At 70.4% G+C, this 12,499-nt stretch carries 13 protein-coding genes; 5 read left to right on the top strand and 8 right to left on the bottom strand.

Translation table 11 applies throughout. The annotated features are described in order from the left end of the window. The first annotated feature begins 46 nt into the window (after window positions 1-46). A complete protein-coding gene (locus ABD811_RS00555) occupies window positions 47-1,018 on the top strand; it encodes a helix-turn-helix transcriptional regulator (protein ID WP_344939204.1) in 972 nt (323 codons plus the stop codon). Between the two features lie 473 nt (window positions 1,019-1,491). Here ABD811_RS00555 and ABD811_RS00550 read toward each other — a convergent pair whose 3' ends face one another. After that, window positions 1,492-1,875 (bottom strand): winged helix-turn-helix transcriptional regulator, encoded by a 384-nt coding sequence (locus ABD811_RS00550; RefSeq protein ID WP_344939200.1) that lies wholly within the window; start codon window positions 1,873-1,875, stop codon window positions 1,492-1,494. Window positions 1,876-1,976: 101 nt separating this feature from the next. Here ABD811_RS00550 and ABD811_RS00545 point away from each other — a divergent pair, with 101 nt between their 5' ends. After that, entirely contained in the window at window positions 1,977-2,378 is a 402-nt protein-coding gene (locus ABD811_RS00545) for a RidA family protein (protein WP_344939198.1), read from the top strand. 839 nt (window positions 2,379-3,217) lie between these two features. Here ABD811_RS00545 and ABD811_RS00540 read toward each other — a convergent pair. Beyond that, the gene (locus ABD811_RS00540; RefSeq protein ID WP_344939195.1) at window positions 3,218-3,544 is read right to left on the bottom strand and encodes a rhodanese-like domain-containing protein; all 327 of its coding nucleotides are present in this window, start codon (window positions 3,542-3,544) and stop codon (window positions 3,218-3,220) included. Between the two features lie 76 nt (window positions 3,545-3,620). On the opposite strand from ABD811_RS00540, the gene ABD811_RS00535 reads away from it, so the two are divergent. Next, the gene (locus ABD811_RS00535; protein WP_344939192.1) at window positions 3,621-4,199 is read left to right on the top strand and encodes a TetR/AcrR family transcriptional regulator; all 579 of its coding nucleotides are present in this window, start codon (window positions 3,621-3,623) and stop codon (window positions 4,197-4,199) included. 301 nt (window positions 4,200-4,500) lie between these two features. Here ABD811_RS00535 and ABD811_RS00530 read toward each other — a convergent pair whose 3' ends face one another. The 3 genes from ABD811_RS00530 to ABD811_RS00520 form a co-directional block, all read right to left on the bottom strand. Then, entirely contained in the window at window positions 4,501-5,415 is a 915-nt protein-coding gene (locus tag ABD811_RS00530; RefSeq protein WP_344939189.1) for an LLM class flavin-dependent oxidoreductase, read from the bottom strand. A 300-nt stretch (window positions 5,416-5,715) separates the two neighbouring features. Continuing rightward, a complete protein-coding gene (locus tag ABD811_RS00525) occupies window positions 5,716-6,807 on the bottom strand; it encodes an NAD(P)/FAD-dependent oxidoreductase (protein WP_344939186.1) in 1,092 nt (363 codons plus the stop codon). A gap of 97 nt (window positions 6,808-6,904) precedes the next feature. Next, a complete protein-coding gene (locus tag ABD811_RS00520) occupies window positions 6,905-7,390 on the bottom strand; it encodes a MarR family winged helix-turn-helix transcriptional regulator (RefSeq protein WP_344939184.1) in 486 nt (161 codons plus the stop codon). 724 nt (window positions 7,391-8,114) lie between these two features. Here ABD811_RS00520 and ABD811_RS00515 point away from each other — a divergent pair. Both ABD811_RS00515 and ABD811_RS00510 read left to right on the top strand, forming a co-directional pair. After that, window positions 8,115-8,951, top strand: a complete 837-nt coding sequence (locus tag ABD811_RS00515) for a MerR family transcriptional regulator (protein ID WP_344939181.1) — start codon at window positions 8,115-8,117, stop codon at window positions 8,949-8,951. A 263-nt stretch (window positions 8,952-9,214) separates the two neighbouring features. Beyond that, window positions 9,215-9,445, top strand: a complete 231-nt coding sequence (locus ABD811_RS00510) for a hypothetical protein (protein WP_344939178.1) — start codon at window positions 9,215-9,217, stop codon at window positions 9,443-9,445. 166 nt (window positions 9,446-9,611) lie between these two features. Here the strand turns inward: ABD811_RS00510 and ABD811_RS00505 are convergent, their stop codons facing one another. The 3 genes from ABD811_RS00505 to ABD811_RS00495 all read right to left on the bottom strand — a co-directional run bounded on the left by ABD811_RS00505 (window position 9,612) and on the right by ABD811_RS00495 (window position 12,304). Next, on the bottom strand, window positions 9,612-10,169 hold the full coding sequence (locus ABD811_RS00505) for an SCP2 sterol-binding domain-containing protein (RefSeq protein WP_344939174.1): 558 nt from the start codon (window positions 10,167-10,169) through the stop codon (window positions 9,612-9,614). Window positions 10,170-10,346: 177 nt separating this feature from the next. Then, entirely contained in the window at window positions 10,347-11,147 is an 801-nt protein-coding gene (locus tag ABD811_RS00500) for a TetR/AcrR family transcriptional regulator (protein WP_344939171.1), read from the bottom strand. Then, window positions 11,144-12,304, bottom strand: a complete 1,161-nt coding sequence (locus ABD811_RS00495) for a helix-turn-helix domain-containing protein (protein WP_344939168.1) — start codon at window positions 12,302-12,304, stop codon at window positions 11,144-11,146. The genes ABD811_RS00500 and ABD811_RS00495 overlap by 4 nt, the downstream gene beginning before the upstream one ends. Window positions 12,305-12,499 lie beyond the last annotated feature (195 nt).

Genomic DNA, 12,499 nt, shown 5'->3' with positions numbered 1-12,499 from the left:
GAATGCCGGTACTAGGCGGTGCGACCGGGCGGACATACTGGAGGACATGGGGACGACGGAATTCGGGCGGGCCCTGCACCGGTGGCGCGATCGGGTCTCGCCGGAGGCCGCGGGACTGCCCCCCGGCGGCCAACGACGCGTCCCGGGGCTGCGCCGCGAGGAGCTCGCCCAACTGGCGGGCATTTCGGCCGACTACATCACCCGCCTTGAACAGGGCCGCGCGACCAACCCGTCGGCGCAGGTCATTGAAGCGCTGGCCAGGGCCCTTCGCCTGTCGGCCGCCGAGCGCGCACACCTGTTCCGGCTGGGCGGACTCCAGCCGCCCCGGGCAGAGTGCGTGCCCTGCGAACTCACTCCCAGTGTGCGGCGCATGCTGGACCGGCTGACCGGCACTCCTGTCGCGGTGTTCGACGCGGCTTGGACACTGCTCGTGGCCAACCCGCCCTACGCCGCCCTCATGGGTGATCCGGCGGGCTGGAACGGGCACGAGCGCAACGGGGTGTGGCGCAACTTCCTCGGCCTGAGCGACCGGGTGCGGCTCACCCCGGAGTCACGGCACGCCCTGCAGGCCGCGCTGGTCGCCGACCTTCGTGCGGTCACCGCGCGCTACCCGGGCGACCAGCGGCTCAAGCGGCTGGTCGCGGATCTGCGCGCGCACAGCGACAAATTCGCGGAACTGTGGGAGACCGGTGTCGCCGGTCACCACGATGCGGCCCGCAAGACGATCGTCCATCCCGATGTCGGCACGGTGACGCTCGACTGTGACGTGCTCAACGTGGCGGGCAGCGACCTCCGCATCATGGTCTACACCGCGGAGCCCGGCACCGAGGACGCCGAGCGCCTTGAACTGCTCACCGCCCTCCACCCAAGTGACAGGGGCGATCAGGACTCCGCGACGTCGGCGCGTCTGAAGCGCAGGACAAGCTCAGGCAAATCCGTGAGTTCGTCTGTGAGTGACCCCAGCCCCTTTACATTCACAACGCCTTCGATCACGGTTAGTAACCAGATTCGTGGCTGACAGAGCCCGCACACCGCTGGGGGCAGCGCGCGTTCACACCGCCCGCGACAAGATCCGCAAGTCCGCGGAGTTCCTGACCTGGCTCGAACACCAAGACCGCCACCAACCCCGACAGTTCGCTGGCTGTTCCCCGGACGCCGCGCAGACCAGCCGCTCCACCCCGACACCATCCGGCAGTGACTGCGTGATCTCCGCTTCCCACCGGCCAGTGCCCGCACCTCCGCGATCCGCTAGCTCCCCCTGCAAGCCCGGCCCCGGTCGTCGCTCGCATGCTCGGTACCACGACGAGAGCCTCGCCATCATCGCCGCCGAGGCGGCCGGCCCTTGGAGCCGCTACGCCCCCGGCGACCACACACGGTGACCAACCACGCCCTCCATCCAGCAAATACGCGCCAGACGGTTACGAGACTTCACCGGTTCCGCCCCCCATCAAGGAATCGCGCAACGCGCGAGGGTGTCGCTGCGTGCCCCCGTCAGGCGTTGAAACGGCCGCGTGCACTCTCGATGTGACCGAGGTGCTGGTGGGTCCAGCCGCATATGGCGTCGACCACGTTGCGCAGGGCCCGGCCCGGCTCGGTGAGGGTGTACTCGACTCGCGGCGGCACGGTGGGGTGCACCTTCCGGTCGACCAGGCCGTTGCGCTCCAGCATGCGCAGGTTCTGGGTGAGCATCTTGTGGCTGACGCCCTCGACCTCGTTCCGCAGCTCGCTGAAGCGCAGGGTGCGCTCGCCGAGCGCCTCGATGATCAGGAGCGCCCACTTGTTGGCGATGTCCGAGAAGATCTCCCGCGCCAGGGAGTCCGCGCGCCGCAGGTCGGCGTTCTCGGGCAGGTCCTTGAGTAGTTGCTTGGTCACCATCAGGTTCCTCAGTCACCGAAAAGTGCGTTCTTCCATGTCAACCTTCACTCTCCTACAGTTTCCGAGTAACTACAAGAGAGCAAACCGGAAGGGCATGCACTGTGGCCACCATTGATGTCTTCAACTACGACGTGCCGGCCGAGAGCGACTTCGGCTACTCGCAGGCGATCAAGTCCGGCGAGCTGATCCACGTCTCTGGACAGCTCTCGTTCGATGAGGCAGGCGAGTTCCTCTACGCGGGCGACTTCGCCGCCCAGCTCAAGCAGACCTACGCCAACATGGACAAGGTCCTGGACCACTACGGCGCCACCCGGAACCAGGTCGTCTCGCAGACCTTGTACGTGGTGAACCTGCGGCAGAACGCCGCGGCGGTGGCGGAGGGCAACTTGGGGTACTTCGGCGACCACCGCCCGGCCAGCACGGTCGTGGGCATCACTGAACTGACCTTGCCCGGCCAGGTCATCGAAATCAGCTTCGTCATCGACACGAAACTGCCCGCTTGAGGTCTCCTCCTCGCACGTCCCGGGGTGTCGGTAGGACTCGTGCAACCCGGTACATGCGATGGAGTTCGCCCAGCTCAGCTGCGGTGTGGGTGGGCAGATGAGGGTCTTTCGCCGATCGTCAGGCGCCGTTGCTCGTGTGCGGCCAGTATTGATGCGGATTCGCGGGCTTTGCGGTGGCGTGGCAGACCGCTTCGTGTGGTCCTCTGCGCGTGCCTGGCACATCGGGCGCGCAGGGGATCCCTTCTCTGCGCGTCGGTCGGCGGTGGCCGCTCGTCAGCGCTGGCCGGTCATGGCCTGCGTCTCGGGGATTGAGGAACATCCGCTCCAGATCGTGCGCCTGTGCCGTCCGTGACGACCTGCTGCAGATATCAGCCTGATATCTGCAGCACCGCTCACGCTGAGCTGCGGCGCTGCCGATCGGAGAGCAAGTGACCCCGTTATCTGCGGCACAGCGCTTGCCGCACGTCCTCGCGCGGTTGTTCCTCACGCCCCGATCTCCTGAGCCGTCATAGAAGGGACGGTGTCGTGCCGGTGGGGCGTGTTCGGCGGTGTTGTGGCGGGAGGTTCTCGGTCGTCGGGGTGAACCGCGTCTCCAGACGGGCGGCCGGGATGGCGCGGTCGCCCGGCTGGCGCTTCGGCGGGAGCGGCCTGCACGGATTGGTCGCCTCGCCCTCGCGGTGGCAGAGGCTCCCGCGTTCGGGGCGAGACCGGCCCCTGGTGTGCTGGTCGGCCGCCGCCCCCCGTGGGTTCGCCTGGACCGCTCGCCGAAGGCGGCGAGCTGTGGCGCCAAGAGCGGGGCGGCTGGCGTCGTCGCTCAGCCGCCCCCTTTGTGGTACCGGTCAGGCCGACTCGGTGGGCAGGCCCGCCGCCACCCAGTCCTCGATGCCCTCCCGGTACTTGCGGACGTTGGTGTAGCCCAGGGCGGTGAGCCGGTCGGCGACCTGCCCGCTGTTGGGGCACGCGGGGTTGGAGCAGTAGGTGACGATCGCGGCGTCGCGGTCGGGCAGCAGGCCGGGGGCCTGCGCGTCGACGTCGGCCGCGACCAGGGCGACGGCGCCGGGCAGATGCTGCTTGGCGTAGTACTCGCCGCCCAGCGCGTCCACCACCGTCACGGCGCCCGCGTCGATCGCGGCCTTCAGCTCCTCGCGGGTGATGAGTGCGGTCATGTGGCCACCTTCCAGGTAATCGGACTATAGTCCGGATGTGCCTCACGACCATAACGGACCGCAGTCCGGTTCCGCAATGCCGTTGGAACTGCTCCGCACGCCACCGCCCAGGGAACGCGCAGACGCCGCCCGCAACCGGGCCGCCATCCTCGACGCGGCCGCCAGGCTCTTCAGCGAACACGGCGCCGACGCGGTGTCCATGGACCAGGTGGCGGCGGCCGCGGGCGTCGGCAAGGGCACCCTGTTCCGCCGCTTCGGCGACAAGGCAGGGCTGGCCGCCGCGTTGCTGGACGCCCGCGAACGGGAGCTCCAGGAAGCGATCCTGCAGGGGCCGCCGCCGCTGGGCCCTGGGGCGCCGGCCGCCGAGCGCCTCGCCGCGTTCGCCGACGCCTACCTCGACTACCTGCTGGAGCACCTGCCCCTGGTGCGGATGTCGGAGACCGCGGCGCCCGGCGCCAGGTACCGGATCGGCGCGTACCGGTTCTGGCACCGGCACCTGGCGATCCTGCTCGCCGGAACCCCCGACCCCGACCACACCGCCCACGCCCTGCTCGCCTCCGTGGCCGCGGAACACATCACCGCGCTCCTGCCGGAACTCGGCGAACAACGCATCCGCAGCGGCGTCACCCGCCTCTGGCGGCAGACCATCGCCTGACGTCGAAGCCCGCCGCCTCCCCTTGCGCTGGTGACGCCGAGCCGAGCGGAACGCCAGATGCCGGCATCTCGCCGCCAGGCCGGGACGCCCGGCCGGTCTTCCATGGGTCAGCAACGCCTCGCAGCCGCCAAGAGCCCTCATCACGGTGAGCCGCAGTGGAACCGGACGCGCCCCGCCCGGGCGACCGAGGTCCCGGGGGGCGTGGCACCCGCGGCGTGCCACGCCCCCCGGGGCGATAGCACGCCACCCGGCGTCGCTGCTGTGGTCCCGGTGGCACGCCGCTCGGTGTCCCGGAGTGCGGTCAGCCGTTCTCCTTCGCGATCGCTTCGCGTACGGCCGGGACGATCTCCCCGGCCCAGCGGCCGAGAGACACCGGGTCCGGCGTCGAGTGGTCGGCCGCGAAGAGGATGAAGCCCGACGCGCCGTGCTCCAGCACCGCCCCGGTCAGTTCCTCGACCCACTGCTCGACGGAACCGCCGACCCAGCGGCCGTCGCCGTCCCGCGTGGCGGCAAGCGGCCGGTCGGTGATGCGTCCGGGGAAGTTGAACACCGTGCGGATCTCCCGCGGATCGCGGCCCACGGACGCCGCCGCCTCGTCGATGATCGGACGCGACTCGCGGTACCGCTCGCTGCGCCAGTCCGCCGCGTGGCCGGGGATCCAGCCGTCGGCCACCCGACCGGTGGCGGCCAGGGACTTGGCGCCGACCGAGCCGGTCCACACGGGCGGCGCCGCCACGGGAGCCGGCTCGATCTGCTCCACCTGGTAGTGGCGGCCCCGGTGGGTGACCGGAGGACCGCCACCCGACAGCTTCTTCACCAGGACGATCGCCTCCTCGAAGGCGTCCACCGCCTCGCCCGGCGTGAGCCGCGGCACCCCCATGTCGCTGATGCGGTCCCACAACCCGCCCGCGCCCATGCCGAGCACGACGCGGCCCCCCGACAGCGCCGACAGCGACGTCACCGTCCGCGCCAGCATAGGAGCCGGCCGGGTCGGCAGGTTGGTGACGTTGGCGAACCCCGCGATGCGCTCGGTGCGTCCGAGGACGAACCCGATGGACGCATAGGCGTCCAGGCGCTCGCCCAGGTAGGGATGGTCCGACAGCGAGAAGATGTCGAGCCCCTCACGGTCGGCCTGCTGGGCCATGCGCAGCAGCTCCGGCGCCTGGTCGATGCCGCTGTGCGCGCCGAAGCCGAAGACGACGTGTTGTGCGGACAATGCTGTGCCCTTCATCCGAGGTGAACTTCATTGGTGGGTCGTGCAAACGGTCTTGACCTGTTCGTCGGCGGCCGGTGGTCAGCGGGTCCGCCGGTGCGCCCCGGCGGCTGAACGCCGGCCGGTGATCTGGCCGGTGCCGCATTCGCTTCTCGCCGTGCGCCTCGGCCGTGCCGCGGACGGCGATGCCGTGCCGTGCAGCCCGCCCCCGTTCGAGTGGGTGTCCTGGTCGGCGACGTTCACCGGCAGGGGCACCCCGAGGCCGTCGCGGCCACGGCGGGTGCACGGCACGTGGAAGTGCGATCAGGCGGTGCCGAACAGTTCGGTGAAGCGGCCCGTGAAAAGGTCGGCGCCCTTGTACTCGGAGACCGTCGCGGCCGGGACGACCGCCGGGCCGTCAGGGGTCGGCAGCTGGCCGACGCCGCGGCCCGGTCCGAGCGGGAGCAGGATCATCGGGTCCGGCGAGGGCCGGTAGACGGCCGTGGGCTGCTCGCCGCGCAGCTGGGCGGTGATGTTGCGCGCCACGACCTCGGCGTGCTGCATCGCGTACCCGGCCCTCTTGTCCTCGGGGACGTCGGTGATGTCGCCGACCGCGTAGACGTGGTCGTACCCGCGGACGTTGAGGGTCTCGGTGACGGGGACCCGGCCCAGCGGCGTGCGGGTCGTGAGCCGCTCGTCGGCCAGGTAGTCGCTGTTGACGTGCACGCCGTGGGCGCGGAACCAGATGTCGGCGGTGATCTGCTCACCGCCGGTCGTGGTGACGGTGAAGGTCGCGGCCCGGCCCGGTTCGGTCGCCGGCGGCGCGGCCAGTCCGGTGCCCAGCCGCAGCCGGATGTCCAGCTCGTCGAGCTGGCGGTGCAGGTCCTGGAGCATCTCCGGCTGGAAGGCGGGCAGCAGCCGCTCGGCCGGATCCACGATGGTCACCCGCTTGTGCGGCCACACCTCCTTGATCTCCCCGGCCAGCTCCAAGCCGACCGGCCCGGCGCCGAGGATCAGCACCCTGTCGGCGCCGGCCAGTTCCTTGTGCGTGCGGCGCAGGTCGTCCAACGCCTCCTCGGCGGAGTCGGCCTTGGGCTTGGCCGGGTAGGCGTAGCTGGAGCCGGATGCCAGAACCAGGTAGGACGCCTCCACGCGGCGGCCCGAGGCCAGCGTGACGCCGCCGGGGTCCACCGAGACCGCGCGGTCGCGCACCACCGTCCCCCGCGTCAGCAGCGTGTCCAACGGGAAGAACATGTTCGGCGCCCAGTCCGGCTGCGCCAGCGCCCGCAACGCCCCCGCCGCGTTGACGAACGCGTCCCGAGGATCGATCAAAACGACGTCGGCCTCGGCGTCCAGCGCCTTGGCGACCGCCGAACCACCGTAGCCTCCGCCGATGACGGCCACCGTACGACTCATGATTACCGCTCCCTACGACGAAACTGTTCGTGCCACGAACATATTAGTTCGTGGCACGAACAGTCAACTCCGTCGCGTGGGACGCGGTGTCACCGCCCTACTGCTCGCGGGCCGCGGCGGCTCCATCGTCCGGTGCCTGAAACACCACCGGAACCTCGTTGTCCAGCACCACCCGGCCGAGCAGGCGGACGAGCGTGTCACGTTCGGCGGGGCTGAGCCCGTCCGGCAGCTTCTCGATCCGCCGGCACGTCTCGGCGTAGAACTCCTCGGCGAGCCTGCTTCCCCGCGCGGTCAGCGACACCCGCACCGCACGCGTGTCCCGCGGGTCCGGTTCACGCCGCACCAGGCCGTTGCGCTCGGTACGGTCCACCAGCCCGGTCAGGCTCGACTTGGCCAGCCCCAGCATCGCGCCCAGTTCGCTCATGCCGTACGGCTGTGCCATCAGCACGCACAACAGCTGTCCCTGCTGCGGGGTCAGGCCATGCTCACGACCCGACTCGGCATACACCGCATTCACCAGGAACGCGGACCGCACCAACGCGGCCGCAATACCCATCCGGCCATCATCATCCTGCTTGCCCACTCGGCCAGCGTAACACCCGGCCACCTCGGAAAATTCGTGTGACGAACTGCCTGCCGGCGTGCGCGGACGGCCGTGCAGGACGGCCGAGCCGAGGACGATTCCAGGGACGGCGTGCCGCTCCGCGAACCCGCGTGAGCGGCCTTCGGTGAACCGCGCCGCCCGGCGCCCCCCGCGCGAACGGGCCGCCACGGTAAGGGCGACAGAGCCCTGGCCGCAGCTCAGATCCGGCAGGGGCGGCGACGCAGCCCGGGGCGCGGTTTGGCCCGCGCATTGTCCCGAGTCGTCGGCGACGGTCGGCGACGGTCGGCGGCCCGGTGCGGGCGGCGATCACGCATGCCTCGGGCAGGGCGTTGCGGCGCAGGCGGCCTCGGTCTCGAGCGCCTCCGGCAGGTCATGCGCGTCGGAGACGGCGTGGCAGATGCCGTGCAGGGCTGCGTTGGCGGCCGACAGCAGCCGGTTGAGGTCGTCGCCGGCGGCGTGGGCGTCTCCGGATTTGTAGTGGCGGCGGTTCCATGGGACGCCGGTCGGCCAAGCGGTCTGACGGTGGGCGCGGGCGGGTGCTGCCGGTCGGCGAAGGCTCCTCGTGCCGAGCAGGACGCCGGGTGCGGATGCGGAGTGACGATCTCACCGTGGAGCCATGGGGCATAGGATCGTGTCGCGTAGCGGCCCGCGCCCGGCGATCCAGAGGGCCGGGCCAGGATGTCGATGGGGGCCATCAGGGGTGATGTCGGCGAGGGACAACGCGGGCGAGGCCGTTTACCGCATCGACGACTTGGCGCGCATCACCGGAACCACGGTCCGCCATGTGCGCAGCTTCCAGGAACGGGGCCTGCTCCCGCCGCCGCGGGTGCGCGGCCGCGTCGGCTACTACGACGACACGCACCTGGCACGGATCCGGCTGATCATCCAGATGAAGGAGCGCGGCTACACGCTGGCCAGCATCGCCGAGATGATCACGGCGTACGAGCGCGGGCACAACCTGGCCGACCTGCTCGGCCTGGAGAAGGTGATCACGGGCCGGTGGTCGGACGAGATTCCCGAGCGGCTCACCCTGGCCGAGGTCGTGGCCATGTGCAACCCGGGCTCCTCGCCGGAGGACTTCGCGGGCCGCTCCCGGGAGGAGTTCCCGGAGCTGGCGCGCGCCGAGGAGCTGGACCTGCTCCGCTGGACGGGCACGGACTACGAGGTCCCCGACCCGCGGCTGCTGCGGGTGGGCGCCGAGATGGTCGCCGTCGGCATCCGGCTGGGCGCGGTGTTCGACATCGCCGCCGAACTGCGCGCCGACTGCGACGCCATCGCCCGCCGCTTCGTCCGGCTCACCGTCGAGCACGCCGGACTGGACGACGTGCTGCGTAACAGCACCCGCAAGGACATCCCGGAGATCGCCGACCTGATCCAGAAGCTGCGGCCGCTCGGGATGGTCTCCGTCCAGGGACTGCTGGCGCGGTCGCTGCACACCGAGATCCAGGCCGAGTTCAACCGGCAGATCGAGAAGCTCACCCACCGGCCCTCAGGCCCGTCCCCCGCCTCCGACCCCGACCCCGAATCGCGATCCCGGTAGCCCGTTTCCTCGCCGAGCCTGCGTGGTGTCGAAGTGGTAGCGGACGGCATTCGGTACCTCCGCTCCGATGAATGGAGCGGACGGGGATGACATTCATATAAGACTGCCAGTTCGGTACCCGACATCTTGGCCCTGATGCGTATCCACATGCGCGACGTGTGAGGCAGAGTGGCTGGTCGAGCTGTAGGAATTCTGCCGACCGGTCTTAACCCGTCCCCAGCACATCAGTACAGCCGGCGGCTCTACCGGTTTTGGAGAAAGCCATGACGCCGACGACGCAGCCGGGTGGGGAGACCGCCCCTGAGGAACCCGCTGATCTGCACAGCCGCTATCCCGACCTCGTGTGCTGGTGGGGGGAGCACACGCAACGCTGGTGGGCGCTGGCGCCTGTCGGGCGCGCAGGTCGCCTGATGGAAGGCGACAGCAAGGACGAGGTGATCCGGGCCGTTCGTGACGTGCTCAACGAAGCGGCTGCCCGGTCGCGCATCGCCTGATATCCGCCCGAGGTCAGACACCCCGCGACCGCTCCTTTTCGCCATCCCGGAAACATGGCCCGCTGCCCGATTTTGCGTGTCCATGGGCACCGGTGCGTCTACCGGGACGAGTGAAGTCCCCGTCACCGCTGTCGGTGCCGGGGACTTCGGCGGTAGGGGCGGGGGCTCAGCTGCTGGTGTCGAAGAGGGACGGCAGCCTCGCGCCGAACATCATGTCGCCGGAGAGCTTGATCTTGCCGTTCATGAAGGCGGCCACCGCCTCCAGCGTGCCGGCGCACAGGCGCAGCAGGTCGGGCGCGGACATCGTGAGGGTGACGCGGGCCCTGTCGGCCGGGCCGTTGCCGCCCTCGGCCCGGCCGTCGCCGATGGTCAGGTGGTGGACCTTCTCGCCTTCGGGGGTGGTGATGTGCCACTCGACCGTGCCGCTGTCGGAGCCGAGCCGGTCGGTGATGAACCGTGTCTGCATGAGCGTGAACACCCGGTCGAGCATGGCGTCGGCGCCCGCCTTGGCGAGGAACCGCTGGATGAGTTCGTCGTCGCCGCCCGACGCCTCCAACAGCAGACGCAGTTCGTTCGGCGTGTTGATGTCCTGGGCGAGGCGCTGCAGGTCGGTGCCGTCGATCTGGTCGAGGGCGGCCGTCAGGTCGGCTCCCCTGAGCTGGTCGAGGAGGGAGGCGAGGTCGGAGGCGGCGGTCGGAGAGACGTTTGAATTGTCCACGGTCATGGCATTCCTCCTTGGTTGGCGCAACCATACCATGAATCTGTGGAACATAGAACCATGGGAACATGGGGCCGGTCGAGGCGTGCTCAGCGGCAGGCGGACGCGGTCGGCGGGTTCGGAGGCGCGCGTGGAGTGGAGACGGAGCTCAGCGGCGCCGCGGCTCGACGAGGTGACGCTCGTTCAAGGCGCGGTGCGCCGAGCGGGCGGAGGCGGGGCGGCGTGTGGGGGGCGGTCGACCAGGAGTCGGGCGTAGTGTGCGACGAGGTTGCGGTTGAGACCGTCCCCCAGGCGCCGCGCGAAATGGCCCCAGACGCCGTCGTGCGGTTCGACGGACATCCACCATTCGAGCCGTTCGGCGACCACCGGGTCCCAGGCCGCGGCGCCGATCAGCATCATGCCCAGCTGGGAGCTGAGCAGGGTCTCCAGCTCGGTCCGGTCCGGCCGGCCCGTGCGCAGCCAATCGATGACGACCGACTCCACTCCCGCGACCCAGGAGCGGACCGTCACGTCGAACGCCGTGGTCACCTCGGTGACGTGCAGCGCTTCGTACACCATCGCGCCGATGCGGCGGCGCACGTCCTCGGCCACCACGCGGATCTCCTCCGACATCAGCGTCGAACCGGCCTGCAGAAACCCCAGGAAGGCCGGGCCGACCCGTTCGACGTGGTCGACGAAGCCGTGCAGCCGCGTCATGAGGATCTGCGAGGGCGGCCCCTCGACCGCCTCGCCCACGTGCGCGACCAGCTCGTCCCCGGCCCGCCGGAACGCGGCGTGCAGCAGCTCCTGGCGGTCGGCGAAATAGCGGTACAGCGACGTCCGCGAGACCCCGGCCGCCTCCGCCACGTCGGCGATCGAGGCCTCCGGGTTCGTGCTGAACGTCGCGACCGCCGCGGTGAGGATCTCGTCGCGGCGCTGGCCGAGGGGCAACCGCCGGTACGCGACGCGGGTGTGCGTGCCCTCGGCGGCGGATACGACGCTCACGCGCCGATCCCAGGGGACGGCGCGCCGGGCGTGACCGCCGCCGGCGAGACCTCGCACCGGACCGGGGTCAACTGCGCGTGCAGCAGAAGCTGCAGTTCCAGGCGGACGCACGGATCGCACAGATCCTCTCCGAGGAGCCGTTCGATGTGCCGCAGCCGGTAGCGGACCGTCTGCGGGTGGACGTGCAGCGCCGACCCCGCCTCGGTGGCGTTGAAGTTGTGCTCCAGCAGGGCCAGCAGCGTCTCGGCCAGCCGTTCGCGCTGCGCCGGGGGCAGCCCGTTGAACGCCGCGAGCCGGGAGTTGCCCGCGAAGTCCAGGATCGACCGCGACCGGTGGATGACCAGTGCCGGAACGTGGTCGATGCTGCGCACGATCCCCGCGTCGGGGATCACGCCCTGCCGTGTCAGTGCCAGGGTGGTGGACGCCCAGGACATCGACTCGGCCGCCTCCAGCACCGGCACCGTCGGGCCGACCGCGACGATCCAGTCCCGCCGCAGCGGCTCCAGCAGCCGTATCCGGCCCGGACCGTCCGGATCGGGCAGGAGCATGCGCGGCCGTGAACCGCCCAGGTCGAACAGCATCTCGTCGGGTAGCAGCAGCGGCGGTGTCACCTGCCGGCCCTTCGGGTGCAGCGCCACCGCCGCGACCGTGTGCGGCAGCGTCCAGCCGACCTGCCGGGCCGCCGCGGCGACCGTGTCGGGGTCCGGCGGCCGTTCGGCGAGCAGCAGGTCGAGCAGGTGCCGGTGCCGGTGGATCCGCTCGGCGGTGCCGTGCGGCGACTCCGACCGGTAGCCCTGGAGGAGCGCCGCCGAGACCGCCTCCAGGAAGCCGAACTGAGCGTCGGTCAGCGCCCCCACGATCTCCTGGTCGAGCTCCGCCTCGGCCGCCTTGATCGCGTGCGAGATGACCCGGCTCAACCGCAGCAGCAGCCGGTTCACCTCTTCCAGGCCCAGGCCGGCGATGGCCATCTGGCGGCCGGTCTCCACGTATCCGCCGCCCACCCGCTCCCAGGCGCCGTGGCCCCTGTCGTCCAGCAGCTCACAGAAGTGGGCGAGCCCACCGCCCACCGCGTCCTGAGTCGGCCCGGTGTCCCTCAGCCGACGGACCACGCGATCCGGGACGGCCTGGAACGCCCTGGTGTCCAACCTCGGCAGCACCTGTCTCCACCACCCTTGAAGCGACCCCTTGTGTTACGAGCTGTCCTACAGCGTTGCGCAGGGTCCCCGCATGGCGCTTGTACGTAACGGAGCAATAGTGTTCTTACTCTGCTCACTTCGTCACCAGAATCCCGTTACCAGGGATGTTGTGACTGCTGCGCCCACGCCGTGTATTTGCGGCGCAGGACACCATGT

The organism is Actinomadura miaoliensis (assembly GCF_039536785.1).
GTDB classification, from domain to species: domain Bacteria; phylum Actinomycetota; class Actinomycetes; order Streptosporangiales; family Streptosporangiaceae; genus Spirillospora; species Spirillospora miaoliensis.
This window is presented reverse-complemented; position numbering and strand designations above follow the sequence as displayed.